General features: G+C 32.3%; 19 protein-coding genes. 1 reads left to right on the top strand and 18 read right to left on the bottom strand.

Going from position 1 to position 20,253, the window contains the following annotated elements; all coding sequences use genetic code 11:
• Positions 1-198 precede the first annotated feature (198 nt).
• From DR871_RS15440 to DR871_RS15375, 14 genes are all read right to left on the bottom strand, one after another.
• On the bottom strand, positions 199-1,239 hold the full coding sequence (locus tag DR871_RS15440) for an N-acetylneuraminate synthase family protein (protein ID WP_113667026.1): 1,041 nt from the start codon (positions 1,237-1,239) through the stop codon (positions 199-201).
• Positions 1,240-1,247: 8 nt separating this feature from the next.
• Complete coding sequence (locus DR871_RS15435; RefSeq protein ID WP_113667025.1) at positions 1,248-1,922, bottom strand: acylneuraminate cytidylyltransferase family protein; 675 nt, start codon at positions 1,920-1,922, stop codon at positions 1,248-1,250.
• Complete coding sequence (locus tag DR871_RS15430; RefSeq protein WP_113667024.1) at positions 1,923-3,017, bottom strand: glycosyltransferase family 4 protein; 1,095 nt, start codon at positions 3,015-3,017, stop codon at positions 1,923-1,925.
• Between the two features lie 35 nt (positions 3,018-3,052).
• A complete protein-coding gene (locus DR871_RS15425; protein WP_113667023.1) occupies positions 3,053-4,129 on the bottom strand; it encodes a glycosyltransferase family 2 protein in 1,077 nt (358 codons plus the stop codon).
• Entirely contained in the window at positions 4,126-5,148 is a 1,023-nt protein-coding gene (locus tag DR871_RS15420; protein ID WP_113667022.1) for a glycosyltransferase family A protein, read from the bottom strand. Before DR871_RS15420 ends, DR871_RS15425 begins: the two co-directional genes overlap by 4 nt.
• On the bottom strand, positions 5,139-6,311 hold the full coding sequence (locus DR871_RS15415; protein ID WP_113667021.1) for a glycosyltransferase: 1,173 nt from the start codon (positions 6,309-6,311) through the stop codon (positions 5,139-5,141). The genes DR871_RS15420 and DR871_RS15415 overlap by 10 nt, the downstream gene beginning before the upstream one ends.
• Complete coding sequence (locus DR871_RS15410; RefSeq protein ID WP_113667020.1) at positions 6,304-7,029, bottom strand: class I SAM-dependent methyltransferase; 726 nt, start codon at positions 7,027-7,029, stop codon at positions 6,304-6,306. The genes DR871_RS15415 and DR871_RS15410 overlap by 8 nt, the downstream gene beginning before the upstream one ends.
• Positions 7,030-7,032: 3 nt before the next feature.
• Entirely contained in the window at positions 7,033-8,034 is a 1,002-nt protein-coding gene (locus tag DR871_RS15405) for a glycosyltransferase family 2 protein (protein WP_113667019.1), read from the bottom strand.
• The gene (locus DR871_RS15400; RefSeq protein WP_113667018.1) at positions 8,012-8,926 is read right to left on the bottom strand and encodes a glycosyltransferase family 2 protein; all 915 of its coding nucleotides are present in this window, start codon (positions 8,924-8,926) and stop codon (positions 8,012-8,014) included. Before DR871_RS15400 ends, DR871_RS15405 begins: the two co-directional genes overlap by 23 nt.
• 4 nt (positions 8,927-8,930) lie before the next feature.
• On the bottom strand, positions 8,931-9,698 hold the full coding sequence (locus DR871_RS15395) for a class I SAM-dependent methyltransferase (RefSeq protein ID WP_113667017.1): 768 nt from the start codon (positions 9,696-9,698) through the stop codon (positions 8,931-8,933).
• 15 nt (positions 9,699-9,713) lie between these two features.
• Positions 9,714-10,304 carry a CatB-related O-acetyltransferase gene (locus tag DR871_RS15390; protein ID WP_113667016.1) on the bottom strand — a complete coding sequence of 197 codons (591 nt, stop codon included), beginning with the start codon at positions 10,302-10,304 and terminating at the stop codon, positions 9,714-9,716.
• A complete protein-coding gene (locus tag DR871_RS15385; RefSeq protein ID WP_113667015.1) occupies positions 10,305-11,528 on the bottom strand; it encodes an ABC transporter ATP-binding protein in 1,224 nt (407 codons plus the stop codon). It abuts the gene before it with no gap.
• A gap of 185 nt (positions 11,529-11,713) precedes the next feature.
• Complete coding sequence (locus tag DR871_RS15380; protein ID WP_113667014.1) at positions 11,714-12,070, bottom strand: four helix bundle protein; 357 nt, start codon at positions 12,068-12,070, stop codon at positions 11,714-11,716.
• 174 nt (positions 12,071-12,244) lie between these two features.
• Positions 12,245-13,114 carry an ABC transporter permease gene (locus DR871_RS15375; protein ID WP_113667013.1) on the bottom strand — a complete coding sequence of 290 codons (870 nt, stop codon included), beginning with the start codon at positions 13,112-13,114 and terminating at the stop codon, positions 12,245-12,247.
• A gap of 559 nt (positions 13,115-13,673) precedes the next feature.
• Here DR871_RS15375 and DR871_RS15370 point away from each other — a divergent pair.
• The gene (locus DR871_RS15370) at positions 13,674-13,850 is read left to right on the top strand and encodes a histone H1 (protein ID WP_113667012.1); all 177 of its coding nucleotides are present in this window, start codon (positions 13,674-13,676) and stop codon (positions 13,848-13,850) included.
• 395 nt (positions 13,851-14,245) lie between these two features.
• Here DR871_RS15370 and DR871_RS15365 read toward each other — a convergent pair whose 3' ends face one another.
• The 4 genes from DR871_RS15365 to DR871_RS15350 all read right to left on the bottom strand — a co-directional run bounded on the left by DR871_RS15365 (position 14,246) and on the right by DR871_RS15350 (position 20,189).
• Complete coding sequence (locus tag DR871_RS15365) at positions 14,246-16,213, bottom strand: polysaccharide biosynthesis protein (protein ID WP_394345638.1); 1,968 nt, start codon at positions 16,211-16,213, stop codon at positions 14,246-14,248.
• Positions 16,214-16,404: 191 nt separating this feature from the next.
• The gene (locus DR871_RS15360) at positions 16,405-17,541 is read right to left on the bottom strand and encodes a DegT/DnrJ/EryC1/StrS family aminotransferase (RefSeq protein ID WP_113667010.1); all 1,137 of its coding nucleotides are present in this window, start codon (positions 17,539-17,541) and stop codon (positions 16,405-16,407) included.
• A 1,070-nt stretch (positions 17,542-18,611) separates the two neighbouring features.
• Positions 18,612-19,187, bottom strand: coding sequence for a sugar transferase (locus DR871_RS15355; RefSeq protein WP_113667009.1), 576 nt, complete (start codon positions 19,185-19,187; stop codon positions 18,612-18,614).
• 48 nt (positions 19,188-19,235) lie between these two features.
• Complete coding sequence (locus DR871_RS15350) at positions 19,236-20,189, bottom strand: MraY family glycosyltransferase (RefSeq protein WP_113667008.1); 954 nt, start codon at positions 20,187-20,189, stop codon at positions 19,236-19,238.
• Positions 20,190-20,253: the final 64 nt, after the last annotated feature.

The raw sequence follows: 20,253 nt of genomic DNA, 5'->3' as shown, positions 1-20,253 counted from the left end.
GAGCGCAGTCGAGATATTTTTAGTAATCTATATTATTTATTTATATGCATCCATTGGGTGCAATTATTTAGAACGTCAGTTCGAGTGTTTTTTGTGTAGTAAAACGGAACAACAAATATATCGAGAACTGTTTTTAATATTAATTATACCCAGCAGGTTAATGCGTTTTAATTTTACTCCAATAAAATAAAGCCACCACTAAGCAAAATCGATCCAATCTAATTGTTCGTCATTAGCAATAGTTCGAATCGCAATTTTTCCTAAAATGTCGTTAAAATATTCTGCTAGAATCTTTCCGGTTCCAGGACGTTTCACCCAAATATTTTCTTTGGTAAGCACGTCTCCTTTTTGTATTGGTTTAATTGCGCAAACGGTAGCAAAAGCAAAATCTATAGTTACCTGTTCTTCTAAAGCGGGTTCCTTGACTCCACCGCGCATTTGCCACATTTCATTGGAACTTAATAGTAAATCCTTTGTAGCTCGTTCATCCATACTGCATACAATATCTGGACCTGTCCGCTGCATGTGGTCTGTAAAATGGCGTTCCAGAATACTGGCACCCAAAGCTACTGCTCCCAAACAAGCATTGTTATTCAATGTATGATCCGATAAACCAAAAACTTTATCCGGAAAAGCGTGATGCATTTCCATCATGGCTCCAAATCGAACCAAATGAATTGGTGTGGGATATAAATTAGTAGTATGCAATACTGCAACAGGAATTTTATGTTTATCAAAAATAGCAATTGCTTTGCCAATACTTGCAATGGTGTTCATCCCGGTACTCAAAATAACCGGTTTACCAAATGATGCGATATGCTCTAATAATGGGTAGTTATTGCATTCGCCTGAGCCTATTTTATAAGCAGGAACATTAAATTTTTCCAATCTATTTGCTGCTGCTCGAGAAAAAGGAGTTGAAATAAAGATCATCCCTTTACTTTCCACATACTTTTTTAAGTCCAATTCGTCAGCTTCGTTCAACGAACAACGTTCCATAATTTCGTAAATAGAAACATCCGCATTACCCGGAATTACTTTTTTGGCAGCTCCAGACATTTCGTCTGCTACAATATGGGTTTGGTGCTTCACCACCTCAACACCCGCCCTTTTTGCAGCATCAACCATTTCTTTGGCAACAGCCAATGAGCCTTCGTGATTAATTCCTATTTCAGCAATAACCAAGGGGGGATAATCAGGGCCTATTTTTCGTCCGGCAATTTCTATATAGGGGTTCATGAAATAAATTAGGAGTTAGAAGTTGTGAATTTTTGATAAAGATAGGCTGCATACTCCATATCTTCTTTCGTATCAATATCTATATGGGCAAAAATATGATTTACAAGATATGGAAATGCATTTTCAGTAATTATTTTATTTTCAAGAATGGACTTTGCCTTTGTGATATACAGCAATCCGTTTTCAAAATAAAGCGGTTCTAAATCCTGGCTGCGTTGCCCAATTTCGTAATTAAATGGAACAAAGGTACCAGATGTAATTTTTCCGAATTTCTGATAGTTTTGAGTAACGGTAAACAAACTATCGACTTTTTCATTTTGAAATTTCTCAAGGCAATCTTTCAATAAATTTGGTGGGCGCAACGGATTGGTGGGCTGCAACAATATGACGTTTTCAACTTCAAAACCTAAATTTCCCAGAACATGCTGGACAGTAGTAATAGTTGGCTCCAAATCTCCTGAAAGATGATCTGGTCTATCAATAACTTTAGCCCCATAGGCTAATGCTATTTCTTTTATGGCGAGATCATCTGTAGAAACATAAACAGCATCAATAAAGGCACTATTCGCAAGTGCGTACTGTATGGAATGCACCAATAAAGGCAATCCTCCAAACAATTGAATGTTCTTTTCAGGGATCCGTTTCGATCCTCCTCGGGCAGGAATGATGGCTATGTTTTTCATTTATTGCATCCTGTTTTTTGCGTTTTCAATAATTGTATTCATACCTGTATTCCAACTTTGAGTGGAGTATAAAGTTTTTGGAATTACAATATTATTACCTTCTTTTTGATTTAAAAAATCTAAAATAGCCTCTTCCCATTCTTGTTGAAAATGAGGATTTTCAATCAACTTTCCTAACTTTCCGTGTTGCAAAACTTCTGGAATACCGCCTAAGGATGAAGCAATACAATAGCACCCAGAATGTAATGCTTCGATTAAAGTTAAACCAAAACCTTCATGCCACAAAGTAGGAAACAAATAACAATCTGCCATCTGATAAAACTTAGGGAGTTCCTGATTTTGAATTTTACCCAAAAAACGAACACCATCAATTGGGTTGCTGCGAGTTGCTCCCACAACCAACAGAACTGTGTTTTTATCTGTTTTATGAATTTTTTTCCAAACATTTAAAATAAAATCTAATCCTTTTTTAGGAAAATCTTTAGAGCACCAAATAAATACTTTTTTATCTTTTAATTCTAATTCTTCTTTTAGAATTTGTTTTTGTTCGTTAGTTACTTTTTGAAATTTTGAAGTATCAATTCCATTATGCAATACAGAAAATCGTGTTGGCAAAACGGTATAATAATCTTTGTGTACCTTGTAACTATCATGGGTGAGTACTACCATTTCATTTATAGATTCAAAAAAATCTCTTCCTCTAAAATTTTCATAAAAAGGAGGAAATCCGTGATAAAAAAACTGAATTTGACAATTTTGTCGCAATCCGTTTTGCAGCAAAAATTTCTGTAATGGTTTTATAATCCCAAAATGATCAACAACTTGAATGATATACTTCTGATTCGTTTTTACGATTTTTTTTAAAGCGTCTAAATAGGCTAGGTACGGTTGTCTTAAAAATTTCTGCTTTATTTTTAAAATCTTACTATGCGAAAGAACCTCGTATTTTACGGTTTCAATACGTGATTCTGGCTCTTTGCAAATAATATAATCTATTTGATGATTTGCTTTCAAATAATTAAAGTACATCGTAGTCCAGCTTCCTGTATGAGCATACGGAAGAGGAAATTGTGATAGGAGAATTACTTTTGGCATTTGTTTTTTTGTAAAAATAGTATTTTCTAGAACGATTACTTTTTTATTTTGAAAGAGATACTTTTTAAATCAGCACTAATTTTAAAAGTGTATGGCAATTGATGATAAAAAGAAATAATGTGCAACAACAGCATGTCATTTACTTCTTTTAAACTATGATAGTTTGGCACTTTTTTACCTACTGTCTTTTTTATTTTATACTTTATCGAATTTTGAAATGAATCTTCTACAAAACGAACTGATAAAATTCCGTTTTGAAATTGTGGTAATTCAACAAATAAAAAATGAGTTACTCTTTCCTTTGTATTATTTATAACAATGTGGTTATCGAAATCATTTAATTCGTTAAAATCAGTTTCTGAAATGGTTTCTCCCCAGATTTTAAAATTGGGTATTGTTACGCCCATATTTTGGTGAGTAATTAAATGTTGGTGGTTTAACTGAACAACCCCTTTCAATTGTAACTCATTACTCAACACATCCGTTTCGCCTTTTCGATAGCTTTTATGCCATTGGTGTAACAGTAAAATTTGATTATTGTAAAAGAGGCTTTCAATTCCAATTCTAGTCAATCTGTTATGAATATCGATATCTTCGGCTCCCCAGAAATGAAAAAACTCATCAAATCCAAGAATTTCCTTAACGGGTTGTACTGGAAATAATGAAAGCCCTTGAGCACCTATTTCACTAGAAAATGAAATTTGATATTCAGAAAACTTTTTTGTCACACTAGTTTCTGGTTCACTCAAAAAACCAACTTTAAAATAATAGCATCTAGCTGAATTGGCTAGATTGTTTAGAATAGCAATAAAATCATTTCTAAAAAAAACATCAGTATCCGCGACAAATACATACGGTGTTTGAACCCATTTCAAACCAATATTGATGGCTTTAGACCTAGACCAAGGTTGATGAAGAGTGTAAATATACTGATATGTTGCAAAACTATAACTCAAAACTAAGTCCTTAACCTCATCAGCAAACGGAATAGAAGAACCATAATCAACAAATAAAACTCTGAAATTTAGATTGTCTTGATGTACTAAGGAATCTAAAGACCGCTTAATTCTAGATAATTCTCTGTTGCGATAAGGGTAAATAATGGTTATCATTTCAAATAGTTTTTAGATTCTTCTTTGCTTAATCCTTTCCAGATTAAAAAATACGGCATCATTTTTTTATTTAAAATAAATTTTCCAAACAATTTCGTTTTCAAATAATAAACCCACTTCCCATTAGGGTGATAGGGCACTATTTTAAAATCAAGAATATGCACTTGTTTTTCTAATTTTAAAACTTCATCATACATCCACTCTTCAATACTGTTCCCCATGTGGTACGTATAATTATCAACAGTAGACAAACGCCAAAATCCTTTTTTTACCACTGGTAGATCTAAAAATTTGCCCTCACTATCGCCTCCCAATTTGTATTTTGAGAATCTACTTTCTAAATTATCGAAGACTTCCCCTCTGTAAGTAGCTATAAAATGTCCCGCTCCTGCAACTGCTTTAGTTTCATTACGAGAAACAGTCAAATACTTTTGTAATTGAATCTCATTATAAAACGCTGCATTCCCAACACTATTAGCAAACATTTTTAAGGCATCTCGATTTTCAACTCTAGAGAAATGTAGTCTTTTTGAAAAAAACAAATCCCAATATATATTTGCCGTATAAGTTCGTAAAGATCTTGAAGATGGTGTTGGACAAACAACACCTGTTCTAGGAAAAGCCTCAAAAACAGCATAAGTTGCTTTTTGCCAATCCTTTAAAAATAACACATCAGCATCTGTAACCGTAACCAAAGAAAAATCATGCCCCACAATTCCTTTTAAAATTGCATTTAATTTGCCAATATTACTGGTATTGATAATTTCTTGAATTTCCCCATCTAAAAATAACTTGTTTAGATAATCAATAACTACATCACAACTGCCATTATTTACAATAGTAATATATGTTTTTTTATGAATAGTTTTAAATAGTGAATCAAGACATAATTTGAATATTTCAAAACTATCTTTAAAATAACCTTCTTCATTAGGTATATAAACAGGAACAACAACCTGATGAAAATAATCAGATTTTGTTTGTTGTTTATCTTTATGTGGATTGAAGCCTACTCGCATGGATATAATACTTTATCAACGATATTTAAATATTTTTTAGATATCTCATGGATTGAATATTCCATTTTATACTTTTCTTTTAAACTTACTGATGTTTTTTTTATTTGCATTACATTCAATTTCTTAACATCAAAAAATACTTTTCTAAAAGACTCAAAATTATTATTATCAAACCAATAGTCATTTAAAGATCCTATCATTCTTTCTTGCATTGCTCCAACCTTTGTTGAAATTATTATTTTTCCTGCACACATAGCCTCAATTCCAACCAAAGGACCTGACTCCTCCGGAGAAGGAATAATTAAGCAGTCTATAATTTCAAATAAAGCTGAAAGGTCAGAACTTTTTACAAAACCTAAAAATTTAATATTTTTTAAGTCTTTAAATTTAATTTTTAAGTCTCTTTCTAAAACACCATTTCCTGCAATAAACAGAATATCATTTTCGGAGCAAACCCTTAAAAAAAAATCTATTATTTCTTGCACTCCCTTTTCAGGAGAAAGCCTACTCAAAATTAGAAATTTAAAAATCTTTTTGTCTGAAGTTGGAATTTCAAACAAGTCTATCTCGTTATAAGCGCATTGATCTATAATTGTGTAATTATGATTATGATTCTTATTCTCTTCAAGCCTACTCGAATTATTTATTGAATGATGTATAAAATAATCTACAGAATTAATAAAATCAAAATCTGAAAATGTAATCGTTCCAGTCGTTCTGAAAAGCACTTTTTTGTTTTTGCGTTTTGCTATTTTAATTGCATCACTAACTAATCCAGAAGAAAGTTGTGCCACTACAAAAATAGCATCGTAATCTGTTATTAAATTCTCTAAAATAATTCGTGTTTTTTTATCATAGCTCAAAAAACGTTTTGCAATTGCACTATTCACATAGCTATTTATTTCTCCTTTGAAAAAATTCTTAAAAAAACTAATATAAGCTAGCAATTTTAAAACCCAATATTCATCAAACAATAATTGTTTTACAGAAAATACTTTTAAATTTTTATCAAAAGCAAAAGCCTGAGATTTTTTTGAGATTGTTCCACTGCTACAAATAGCAACATTATACTTTGTAGACAAAATCGAGGCAACAAAACCACTTTCAAGTTCTCTTCCTCCAAAATCACCGATTGGACCAAATAAAAGTATGTTTTTATTCAAACTTCAAGTCTTTAACCTCAAACAATAATAAATATTTGTCGGTGAATTTCCCCTCCGCTTCCGTACAATTTTCAAAAATTTCATCTATTGATTTTTTCAAATTAAAAGGCTCAATCTCTAAATTTAAAGGCCTCCAACCACCAATTAATAGATTTTCTCCATTAGGAAATCTATCTTTAAAACTAGTTGTTAAAAGGTATTTTGAACCGCTTTTTTTTATATTTTTAAGTCCAATTTTAATTTGATCATTTTTTAAATGCACAAATAAATCCCTACAAAGAATTAAATCTACTTTTGGCAAATCGTCTGTTAAAATATCTAAAGAAATGAAACTTACCTTATCTGAAGTGAAAGTGTCCTTGTTCTTTTTAATTAACGTTTTAACAATATCAGCTCCAATATACTTAGCTCCTAATAACTCAACATTGTTCATCCAATAAAAATCTCCACAAGGAATATCCAAAATACTATTAATATTATATTTTTTAATTAAAAATGGGAGATTGATTAAAATCTCTTTTGTTTGTAACAAGTCCGAACCTGGACCAGATTTAGATATAGGATTTGTATTATTACCCCCTAAATTGAATAAGTCTTTATCATAAATTTTTGAAAAAATATATCTATTATAAAACTTACTTTTTTCAAAAAAACTAGACATCAAAACATCTATTTCTTTTATGATCTTTTTCTTAACTTTATAAAAATACATTTTCATTTATCAACAATTTTTAAATTCATTTATTAAAATAAAATTGTACCCTTTTTTAAAAAGATAAACAAAGCAAATTCCAAATAGCAACATCACTCTTCTTAATAATGAAAATTCAGATTTTTTTATATTATCAATTAAAGTAAAAAAAATAAAATTGCAATTACCCATTTTTTGTAAAAATCTAAGAGAATAAAAAATTGAATTTTGTCTATAAATAATTTGCTTCCTTAATTTAAGTCGTTGCTCATCTGATAAATAAATTGAAAATTCACAAAGATATAAATAGACTTTTTGATAGTAATCAAACATAGACTTAAAACTTAAAGGATCACTTATTGACATTAAATCAATACTGTGATGACCTCTTCTAACATAGAAAAGCACCTCTTTTATATATTCAAAATCAACTCCTTCTATCAGTCTTTTAAAGTTAAAATCTGCTTCATGTGCATTAAGCAGATTTTCATCAAATAAAACTTTTTTGTTCAAAAATACACGTCTCCATAAAGGAGAAGGTGTTAAAAAAAATAATTTACCTGCAATGTAATTATATAAAGTATTTTTGTTTTCAGGGTTAGAAGGGTTAGAAGGCCATCTTTTATCGCTTTTATAATCAAATATCTCAGAAAAACTAGCGCAAAAATCTAAATTAGGGTTTTCAATTAATACCTTAACCTGCTTCTCTAGAAAATCAGGATGCATAATATCATCACTGTCAAACCATTTTATATACTCGCCTTTACTTAGTTCAAAACCATAATTTCTACAGGAATTAGCACCTTTGATTTTATCAACTGGTCTTTGATGGTATTGAAATCGACTATCTTTTTTTATGTAATCAGCAATAAGGGCAGCAGTATCATCCGTACTTCCGTCGTCAATTACAACACATTCCCAATTCATATAAGTTTGAGTAATAATGCTGTTGAGAGTTTCTCCAATTAGGTCCGCACGATTGTAAATTGGGATGATTATAGATACCAAATTATTGCTTAATTTTAGATTCATGTTTTAAATAATTGAGTAATCCATAATTTAATTCTACAAATAATCCAAATGAACCTGTATTTATTGAATAATATAAAATTTTCAAATAGTGTTTAATGAAAATTCTATTTAAAAAAGAAGCTAATAGATATCTTCTTAGGAGCGAAACCTGGCTTGGATTAAATTTATCTATTTTTTGAGAATATAATAGCCAAAAAAAACTGAATTTAGCAATATCTTTTTCTATTTTATTACAATCGTTTCCTGATAAACTATAGCTATCATAACGTATTAATAATCTTGATTCGTTAATTGTATAAATTAAATTATAATTTGAGTAATCTAAAATTGCCATGTCATCAGCATACCAACCTAATGGGAAATTTTTAAAACCTATTTTTAATGCATGTTCTTTTTCAAAAACATATTCACTTAGTGAACTTCTGGTTTGTTTATTTATTTTCTTAATTATAAAATCAGTAGATTTTTCAAGTTTTGGATGTATACAAAGTCCTGAAATAGCAACTCCGCTCCCATCAATTAACTGACTAGCAAATCGCACTACATTGATTCTCTCCTTTTCAATTTCCAACAAATTCGCATAAAAAGCCTCCACTACATTTTCCCCTAACACATCATCATCTCCCAAAATCATCAACCATTCTTCATCGTTTGATAATTCAATACAACGCTCCCATTGTTTAACCAATGAAGTACCACCAAGATTTTCTTCAAAACGATGATAAACAAAATTAAACTTTCGTTGGAACTTCTTTAACAGAACATTTGGATTCTCGATACTGGCATCATCTCCAATGTACACTTTAAAGCGTTTGTCCGTTTGACTGGCCAAAGACTGTAAAGTTTCTTCAAAAAAAGTAAACTTGTAATAAGGAACGACTATCGCAAGCAATTTATTAAAATTTTTTTAAAATGGACAATTTAACCTTAAACTCATCAAATGAAACTAAATTTAGACTTTCTCTTCTATTTTGATCTAATATATTGAATTCAAAATAGGGGTTTATTATTTTAGTTGGATTCCCTAAATTCAATTTTTTTGAAACAATTCCAATTCCCCAATCTGAATCTATACAGCAAGAAAAAAAACTGCTTTTCTGTCTAAATTTATAAAAAGCCTTCCAAGTAGTTCCATTCCAGTATCCTCCTGATGGAGACAATCTATAAAGATACTCTTCACTTGCGTGAAATGCTGTAGGGGGATTGCAATCATGTAATACTATAAATCCATCTTCATTTAAAAATTCTAATGAATTATAAATATCTCTTTCAACTTGTTCTGCGAAATGTAAACCATCAATAAAAATAACATCAAATTTAATCTCTCTAGTCAATATTTTACCGCTCCTCAATTGATTAAAGAATTCATCACTTGTAATCTTAAAATCAACGGGGTTTTTAAAATTCTCAGTTCCCGGATCTACACTGTATTTATTTTTAGAAATAATTTTATCAAAATTTTCTTCAGGATAACGAACTCCTATTTCTAAATATTTTGTTTCCTTATTTAAATACTTTAAAACATAATTTATTACCTCTGATCTTAATGGCGTTTTTTTAATTTCTAAAACACTTTTTTCATCACCTTCAATGTGATAAGAATCATTAAGTAAACGATTTCCCAAATCATACGTTTTTTTTACTTTTTTATATACATTTTTCATAATTACAGCAAAATTCTATATGTTATTTGAGCACAAAATTTCTACATTATCCTTTATTTTATTTATTTCCCATTCCCACCATTTAAGATTTTGAAGTTTAATAATGGTTTCCCTATCAAACCTTTTTTTTAGAATTCTTGATGGATTACCCCCCCAAATTTCATAATCCCCAATATTTTTACTAACAACTGAACCAGCAGCTATTACGGCTCCATCTCCAATTGAAACTCCAGACATAATTGTAACATTTCTCCCAATCCAAACATCATTACCAATAATCACATCCCCTTTAGTAGCAGGATGCCCTTTAATGCCTTCCCCTTCAGGAAAGTATTTTGTCAAAACATTAAATGGATAAGTAGAAATCCAATCGACACGGTGGTTTCCACCAAGAAAAATGATTACATTATCAGCAATGGAACAAAACTTCCCAATAGTTAGATTAGCCTCTTCATTTTCAAAAAGAATAGTAGGTTTACCATAAGTATAATCACCGATTTTAAATTTCTTATCTTTAAAAAAATCTTTGGTAAAAAAAAGAAATGTTGGCTTTGGAGGATAAATAAAATATTTAATTTTATTTATTATTTTTTTTATAATTTTCATTTATTGCCAGTTATGAGGAATATAGACTTTTCCAATATCAAATGTTTCTAAATGAGCAAATTCTTTTACATTGTCAGTTACGGCAAAGCTACAACAATCATTGATAACATCGTGTTGAACAACTGCCGGATGATATATTATACAGTTCAATTTATAAAATCCTTTCACCAATACTTTGCTAGGAATATCTAAAGTATATATATTTTTATTATAATTTAGTTCAATCTCGCAACTAAACAAAGCTTGTTCTAGATTATCCATTACCCTTATCAAAAGATATTTATTTTTCTTGAAAACTATATTTTTCCCTACTTCAAACTTGAAAGATATCGATTGTTCACTATTAAAATTATTAGAATCACTAAGAATTTCAGCGCTTTTAACATATATTTCTTTTTGACTGTTTTCAATAAAATAATTAGATATATCCTCACTGCTTTTTTGATAAAATGCTAAAGCTTTCTCTACTCCACCCTCAAACACCACTTTCCCATGCTCAAGCACAATTCCCCTAGTACACAAACTCTTTACCGCCGCCATATTATGACTCACAAACAACACCGTTCTGCCGCCTTGTCTTGAAATATCCTGCATTTTACCCAAAGCTTTCTTCTGAAACTCAGCATCGCCCACAGCCAAAACCTCATCAATGATAAGAATTTCAGGTTCTAAAAAAGCAGCGACGGCAAAAGCCAATCGCACCGTCATTCCGGAACTGTATCGTTTTACCGGCGTGTCAATATAGCGTTCGCATCCCGAAAAATCAATGATTTCGTCCAGTTTTGCAGCAATCTCTTTCTTGGTCATTCCCAAAATGGCACCGTTCAAAAAAATATTTTCCCGTCCCGTCAACTCGGGATGAAAACCGGTCCCCACTTCAAGCAAAGAAGCAATCCTCCCTCTTGATTTAATACTTCCAGTGGTAGGTGCTGCCACTTTGGACAGAATTTTAAGCAAAGTCGATTTTCCAGCTCCGTTTTTCCCTATAATCCCAATGACTTCTCCGCGCTCCACTTCAAAGTTGATATCTTGCAAAGCCCAAACATAATCACTCTCCCCTTTGGTGCTGCGGTCATTAGTATCGCCTATTTTAAGATAGGGATCCTCTTTTCCTCTCAGTTTATGCCACCATCGGTTCAAATCATGACTGATGGTACCAGTGCCTACCTGCCCCAAACGGTATTGTTTGGAGATATTTTCAGCTTTTAAAATAATGTCTTTCATAATAGGTGAGTGGTGAATCGTAAGAAGTGAAAAGGTGTTAGCGAGATGAAATTCGTTAGCATTGAAATGATATTAGTTAGTAGTTTTTAGTGAGATGTAAAACGATAGTATTGAAAAACGGGATTTTGTTACCCAGTTCTATTCACTTTTTACTACTCATGCTTCTCTTCTGACTTTTTACTCTTTTACTTTTCACTCTTTCTTTCTAAATAATTTCTAAATCCTAAAAGTAATTTTTTAACATCATTAATTTGATTCTCAATATTTTCCTCTTTACTAGTATAATTTATTTTAACAGCTATTGTATATTGTGTGTCTAACTCTGAAAGTGAGCCCAAGGCAATATGAAGGAAATGAATTAATTCCTTATCTCCTTTTCTTGCGGACCCTTCAGCAATATTAGATGGAATTGAAACTGCAGATCTTCGCATTTGACTCGTCAAACCAAATTTTTCCGAATCTGGAAATGTTTGAGTCAACTTATAAATAGTCTCCACCAAATCCATGCTTTTCTTCCAAACCTCCAAATCTTTATGATCCATATCTTTTTATATTTAATGAATTTTTTCGCAAACAGTGCGTATAAACTATCCATTCACTTCCTCACCCTTCACTTCTCACTTCTAACTTCTTCACTTCTCACCCTTCACTTCCTCACCTTCTCACCCTTCACTTCTCACTTCTCACTTCTCACTTCTCACTTTCTCACTTCCTTACTAAACCGTATCTATAAATGTTTTTTCTGTTTTGTTAAAAATCAGCAATCCTATAAAAAAAACGGCTACCGTTACAACACCAACATATAGAAAAGAACAAACCGAAAAACTTCCGGTGTTCAACAACATATATCGGGATATTTCAATAACATACGCCATCGGATTATAGTCAATAATCCACGAATAATCAGGCATCTTTTCTTGTATCAATGCCAATGGGTAATTCACTGCCGAAATATACATCAGCAACTGTATCCCAAAAGTCACTAAATACGTCAAGTCTCTGTATTTAGTGACCATCGAAGAAATAATCATTCCAAGACCCAATCCCAACAACCCCATCAAGACTACTAAAACCGGAAAAAAAAGGAGCGTAAAATTGGGCGATAAGGACTCGCCCGATACTATAAAATAAATATAAAAGGCTATAAAAATAAGCAGCTGCAATCCAAACTTAATCAGGTTGGAGAGCACTATAGATAATGGCATGATAATTCTTGGAAAATAAACTTTTCCAAACAACCCGGCATTGGCTTTAAAAGTATCCGAAGTAGCCAACAAACAGGAGGAAAAATAATTCCAAACAGTAATACTGGCCAAATTAAACAAAAATGGCGGAACACTACCAGTAGCTATTCCTGCAACCGTGTTAAAAATAATCGTAAAAATAATGGACGTAAACAGCGGTTGGATAAAATACCAGAGCGGCCCTAAAACGGTTTGTTTGTAAACCGTTACAATATCTCTTTTAACAAAAAGTAGCAACAAGTCCCTATACTGCCATACCTCAGTAAGATTCAGTGAAAAGAATTTATTTTTAGGCGTTATTTCAAACAACCAAGGCGCAGCGCCATTTTTTGAATTATTCATTGTTTCAGGATGCTTATGTAGAAATAAAAATGTCGCAAGCCGACCCTAATTTTCTTTCTACAACGGTGGTATTATCAAACAAATATAGCAATTTGCTATAGAATTAAGCCATAGTATATAATTATTAAAATGTACAATAAAATGCATTTTAATAATAGGATAGAAAAGAAAACAGATCTAAATCCGTTACAACCATCAGGTAAGTACGAAAGTTGTTCCAAAGTAAAAATACTAATTGCAGATTACATACTTGATGCTAATCCTTAAAAAATCAATTCTGCAAGAACAGTCCACTATTGAAATCGTAAAAAAAACGTTTGCCATTTTTTTCTTCATCTATCAGAACCAAAACAACAACATAATCATATATAAAAAAAAACATCTTTAAAGCCTATACGCTATACAATGACCCATTCTTCACAACGTCCTTTTGCTTTCAACAAAATAAAAGTTTAATAACGGAGAGATATGAATAAAAAAAAATAATTTTAACAGCAAATTATCCCAGTTTAATAAGCAAACTTTTTACTTTTGCCTTTTAATTTAATTCATTAGTATCATGAAAGATTTATTAGCAAAAATTAACACCGAAATCGAAACGTTCAAAACAGAATCTGAATTACACGTCGAGAAAGGGAACAAAGCTGCTGGAACAAGAGCAAGAAAATCAACGTTAGACTTGGAAAAACTTTTAAAAGAATTTAGAAAAGTTTCTGTAGAAGAATCAAAAAAATAAATCTACAATCAATTATAAGCCCTTTGGAATTTCTAAAGGGCTTTTTTTTACTTACCCATTCAGCTACTTGTAAAACTAGACCTAACCTATGTATAATGTAAGTTCAAAACAAAGAATACTTCTATACTTTATTTTTTAATATCCTTTACATAAGCAGCAAGAAAGACTTCTTGTGGCTATTATTAAAAAAAATTCTGCCACAGTTTACAAGTTTTAAAAGATTTTTAACCCTCCACTACGAATTAATCTGTATAAATCTGTGAAATTATACGAAAAAGGAGGAAGCGCTTTATTCAAATCTAATATTAAATTATAGCCCTTACTTAAATACAAAAAAACCCATAAAACAAAACTGTTCTATGGGCTTCTACACAAGTAATAACTGTACTAGTCTGCTATTTATCCAACAACTCAAATGTTGAGTTCATACTTTTAAACTCAGGTACAATTTTTTTCATTTTCGCAACAACAGCATCATTTTGATACTGATTAGCAATACTAATTAATTCATCGATATCAATATGAAAATTTTCAAACTCATCCTGAATTTCCTGTGCAATCATGATTTTTTCATGATGTGTGGATAAGGTCTTAGAAGTATCATTCAGTAGTTCCTCATATAACTTTTCTCCAGGTCGCAAACCTACAATTTGTATTTTAATATCTTTTTCAGGAATAAATCCGGCAAGCTTAATCATTTTTCGGGCTAAATCGATAATCTTAACTGGTTTTCCCATATCAAAAATATAGATTTCGCCACCGTTACCCATAGCACCAGCTTCCAATACCAATTGACAAGCCTCAGGTATTGTCATAAAGTACCGAATAATATCAGGATGTGTAATCGTTAATGGTCCTCCTTCTGCTATTTGTTTAGTAAATAAAGGAACTACTGATCCATTAGAACCCAAGACATTTCCAAAACGGGTAGTGATAAATTTTGTGGCATTGGAATGACTTTCCTTTTGACTTCTTAAATGAAGGGATTGAACATATTTCTCGGCTATTCGTTTACTAGCTCCCATCACATTACTTGGATTAACCGCTTTATCTGTAGACACCATTACAAACTTTTTCACATTGTACTTACAAGATAAATCCGCTAGGTTCTTAGTCCCCTGTATATTAGTTAGAATGGCTTGAGAAGGATTTTCCTCCATCAGTGGAACGTGTTTGTAAGCAGCGGCATGAAAAACCACTTGTGGACTATAGGCACTGAAAAGATGCTCTAAAGCCTCTAGATTCCGTATGTCACCAATTACAGTTCTGATTTTTGAATTTGAAATTAAAGCTTGAGTTTCTAAGGATAAGTGATGCAGAGGAGTTTCTGCCTGGTCCAAAATAATAATTTTTTTCGGATGAAAACTCAATACCTGACGTACAATTTCACTGCCTATCGATCCTGCAGCTCCAGTAATAAGGACAGTCTTGTCTTTAAGCTGCTTCGTGATAGATTTATTGTCTAATACAATAGGCTGTCTTTCTAACAAATCCTCAATTTCAATGTTCTTTACTTTTTGAGAGATTTCTTTTTGGTTTTCCCAGTTGGATATCAAAGGTACATTATATACCTTAAAATTGTATTCTAAACATTGGTCTACAATAATCGATTGCTCTTCTTTTGTCAAACTTTTGTCTGCTATAATTATACCCTCAGCACCCACAGAGCGCATTAAAGTAGGCATCTTTTTCTTTTGTACTAAAATAGGCAAATCGAGCATTCTTTTAGAAGCATTTTGATTATTCTTGTCAACGAATCCCACAATTTTGAAACGGGAAGGAGTTTCAAATTTTAATGCATTCGCTACAGATATCGCATTTGCATCAGTACCATATATTATCGTTCTAATAAGCTTGTTATTTCCTTTTTCTGAAAAATAGAGTTCAAAAGTCTGTTTCACTACTACACGATACAAAAACAAACCACAAAAAGAAAGCACTACATTTATAAACATAGCAGTATTCAAAAAGGCTTTCTCACCAACCAGCAATTCATAGGAAAAATTAAAAAAAAGAAATAATACCAAAACCGCCATTTGTGAAAACAAAAGTTTTACTGCATCTATATAGGAAGAGTGCCTGATGATTCCCGAATACGTTCTAAAAATCCAAAAAAAGAAAAGATTAATTCCAAAAAAAGAACTTATAAAAAGAAAATGATCTGGCGTAATAATATAGTCCAAACCAGTTCCCCTGAAAATCAGATAAGTAAAAAAGAAAGCAACAATCAAAACGGTAACATCCATCATCACAATAATCCAGCGCGGCAGATAACTAAGATTATGAATATTAAATCGCAGATTAGCTCTCGAAAAATATTTTGAAACAAACCCATCCGGATTCATATTATTATTACTATTCAATTGATATAGATTTAAAATTATTCTTTATTACGTTAACAAAACTACAAATAATTGATGTTAAAGTAATACGTTTTGTCATTACATTTCGGTTTTTATAACGAATAAAATAAAAAGCAAGCGGGCTTTGGGTTCAGATGGGATTGTTTTAAAAACAACGTTTCTTCAAATAAACAAGCTTCCTTGGTTAAACCTCAGCAAGTTAATTGCAAGAAAACTTCTTTAATCCTGTTTAATGCTGGCACGCTAAGATTTGAGCCCGACGGCAAACAAAGTCCATGCTCAAATAAAGTTGCGGCTACTTCATGACCGTAATATGCATTTTCCTTAAAAACAGGTTGCAAATGCATCGGTTTCCAAAGCGGGCGTGATTCAATGTTTTCCTCTGAAAGTGCCCGCATCACTTGATCCCTTGTCAATTGGTAAGGGTTATTGGGTTCTATTAAGATTGCTGTCAACCAATAATTAGAAAAATAACGGTCATCAGGTACAGCATGCACTGTAATTCCGTCGATGCTTTCAAATAATACCGTATAAAATTGATGTACTCTCCTTCTTGATTCCAAATGTTTTTGTAGCACTTCCATTTGTCCCCGGCCGATTCCGGCACATACATTACTCATTCTGTAAGTATACCCGATCTGACTATGCTGATAATGAATCGCATCCTCCCTGGATTGCGTGGCATAAAAAATAGCTTTCTTCTTTAAAGCCTCGGAATTTGTCACAATTGCACCGCCTCCAGAGGTAGTTATGATTTTACTGCCATTAAAAGAAAATATTCCAATATCTCCAAAAGTACCACATTTTCGACCTTTATAACTACTTCCTAATGCCTCAGCGCTATCTTCCAAAATTGGAATCCCATAAATATCAGCAAGGACACGAATGGCATCAATTTTATAAGGGATCCCATATAAATGAACAGCAATGATAGCTTTGGGCTTTTTTCCCTTTTTTATTTGGTCAATTATAGCTTCTTCAAGTGCAACAGGACATAAATTCCAGGTTTCAGCTTCACTGTCTATAAAAATAGGGATTGCCCCTTGATACAAAATAGGATTGGCTGAAGCTGAAAAGGTCATGCTCTGACAAAGTACGGTATCACCTGACTGAACCCCTAAAAGAATCAAACCTAAATGAATGGCCGCGGTACCCGAGTTCACTGCGGCAACATACCCTGAACCCAGATAATGCTCCAAACTTTGTTCAAAGAGATCAATATTGGGTCCTATCGGAGCAATCCAGTTAGTATCAAAGGCCTCTTGAATATAGTGCTGTTCGTTTCCACCCATATGAGGAGGTGAAAGCCAAATTTTGTTTTTTTCCATCTTCAAAATAAAGAGTTGTTCCTATTCACAACGAATACGCTTGGAATATATTTTTTAAAGGTAAAAATTTATTGGAACGGAGACCGCATTTAACTCAAGATAAAAAAAATGGAATGAAAATAATTCAGTAACCCCCTGTCCAAAGAAGCCTAAAACCAAAAAACGCTTTTCAACTGTTGTTATAAATTCACAGTTTCTATTTCATAAAAATGTATCGAGAACTATTTCAGCCGCTACAGAGCTGTCATCTTGAGCTCCGTCTAGAGACAAAATCAAGCACTAAATTTTCAACTTCATTTAGGACTGGTGCAAAACGAAAATTTCAAAGCCAATACCAATAGTACCAATAAACGTTCAGTTAAGCACTTTTCATACCGCCCTTATAGTTTAATCCAAAAAATCACGGTAAGGATTTAAGCGGTGGCCGAAGGAAGCAACCCCCGAGTCGAGTGTGAAACACGAGCGGCTGGGGTTGCGATAGGAAAATACGTCCGATGATTTTGGGATAAAACTATTCAGGCAGTGATTTTTTTGTTTCTTTTTTGATCAAGCAAAAAAGAAAAAATTGTTCTTCCTATAAAGTAGTAGTAGTAGTAGTAGTAGTAGTAGTAGTAGTAGTAGTAGTAGTTCCAATAAACGTTTATGTAACCCCTCCTCTAACCGCCCTTAAATAAAAAGCATAGAAAAACAACATTTGAAATTAAAAGGAGGACTGCCAGTGGCAGTCAGGTAAAAAACCCAAAACAGCTTTTTATTTTTAGCCTTGAAATCGAAGATTAATGAATACAAAAAAAAAAAATTACAACCCGTGAATATTTTTTTGTTACTTTTTTCATCAAGGAAAAAAGAAAACGACTAAACCTTAGTTTATTCTTTCAATAAAAAGTCATTAGTAGTGTTATTTAAAATATTCAAATCATCCAAATTAAAATAACATTATAGATTTCCGATTCCATCTAACATTGAAACAAAATCAAGCTCTGAATTTTCAATTCCCTTTAGGACTGGTGCAAAACGAAAATTATAAACCTACTAGTGGCTCACTACAACATAAAACCCTTTTCTTCAATCTATTTCCCTCGAAAAAAAACAACCCGCACAGTCTTCAAAATAAGCAGTATATCCCCACTAAAACTTCGATTGTAGTAATACGCTAGATTCATTCGTACTTTATCCGGGAAAATAACACTATCATTATAAACCAAAGGCAACTCCTGCTTCTGCAACATGAACTCCTCTTTATTATATTTTATGGAAGCTAAACTAGTTAATCCTGGCTTCAATTCTAGTATTTTACGATTTTCACCTGTTAACAAATTATAATAACCCGTCACATCGGGTCTTGCCCCCACAATACTCATTTCTCCTTTGAGAACATTAAAAAACTGTGGCATCTCATCCAATTTAAAGCGTCTCAGGAACTGGCCTATTCTCGAAATGTACTTTTCGCCGGTGTGAGATTCAGTCCGAATCGTCCGCAGTTTATATATTTTAAATGGCACACCAAATTGACCAATGCGTTCTTGGAGGAAGATGCCATTCGTATGTGTATCCATAGCGGCAAGCAGCCAAGAAATTAATAGAACCCAAAAAAATAGGAGAAGTGTGAAGAGAGAGAAAACAATATCAAAAAGACGTTTTGTCATAGCTTTCGAAGTATTTTATTCGGGATAAAAACACAAGCAACAAACGGATTAAGAATTTCCGAGAACCATTTTACGAGTAACAAAATTTCGAACAAGTAAATAGATGAAGGTCAGTAGCAGTAAAAATCCGCCCATAAAAAGCAGGGTTAAATACCCATTGGCATCCATATAAATAACCAGTCCGTTTATACCCAATTGTAATCCTGCATAAATAAAAGCGACTAAAATATGGGAATAGCCCATTTCATTAGCCAGATATTGGTATAAATGAGAGCGGTGCGGCTGAAATATATTTTCTTTTTTAAGCAATCTATTGATGATGGTGATAATAGCATCAATTCCATATACCGAAAAGAAAAGAATATACCCGAGTTGCCCTGAATCAATAATAGTCTTTATCATAAAATAGCCCAAAAAGAGTGCCATACTAATACTCCCAACATCACCTGCAAAGGTTTTAGCTTTTTTTCGAACATTAAATATCCCAAAAGCCAAACAGGACAATCCCATAGTAATCAGTAATGGTAAACTGGCTTTGTTGATTGGTAAAAAAGAAAAAGTAGCTATGGCTGCTAAAGCGTACAAAACGGTTATCCCATTGATACCATCCATAAAATTGAAGGCGTTCACCCAGCCTATAAGGAGTACAAACACAACAGGAAGCAACCACAAAGGTTCATAAAACAAATGCAACTCATAAAAAACCAAACCAACAGCTATGACGTGTGAAATAAAACGAGGCAATTGAGACAGTGGTTTGATATCATCAATAAAACTTACTACAGCCACTAATACTACAGCAAGCGTAACAGCCCAAGAAACATAGCCCAGTAAAAAAGCAATAGTTATGGCTATTGGAAAAATAATGCCACCACCTCTTAATGTAATAGAAGTATGGGATGATCTACTATTGGGTTTATCAATGATATTGTAGGTATCCGCTATTTTAAAATAAATAAGTTCAATACCAACTAATATAATAATTAATGCAAAATATGTCATGTTTTAAACTATGTCTATGCTTTTAAATAAATAATAATAATAATAATATAATAATGGTAAATAA

Source organism: Flavobacterium petrolei, assembly GCF_003314435.2.
Taxonomy (GTDB): domain Bacteria; phylum Bacteroidota; class Bacteroidia; order Flavobacteriales; family Flavobacteriaceae; genus Flavobacterium; species Flavobacterium petrolei.
Note: the sequence above shows the minus strand (reverse complement) of the source record. Positions and strands in the feature narration are given on the sequence as shown.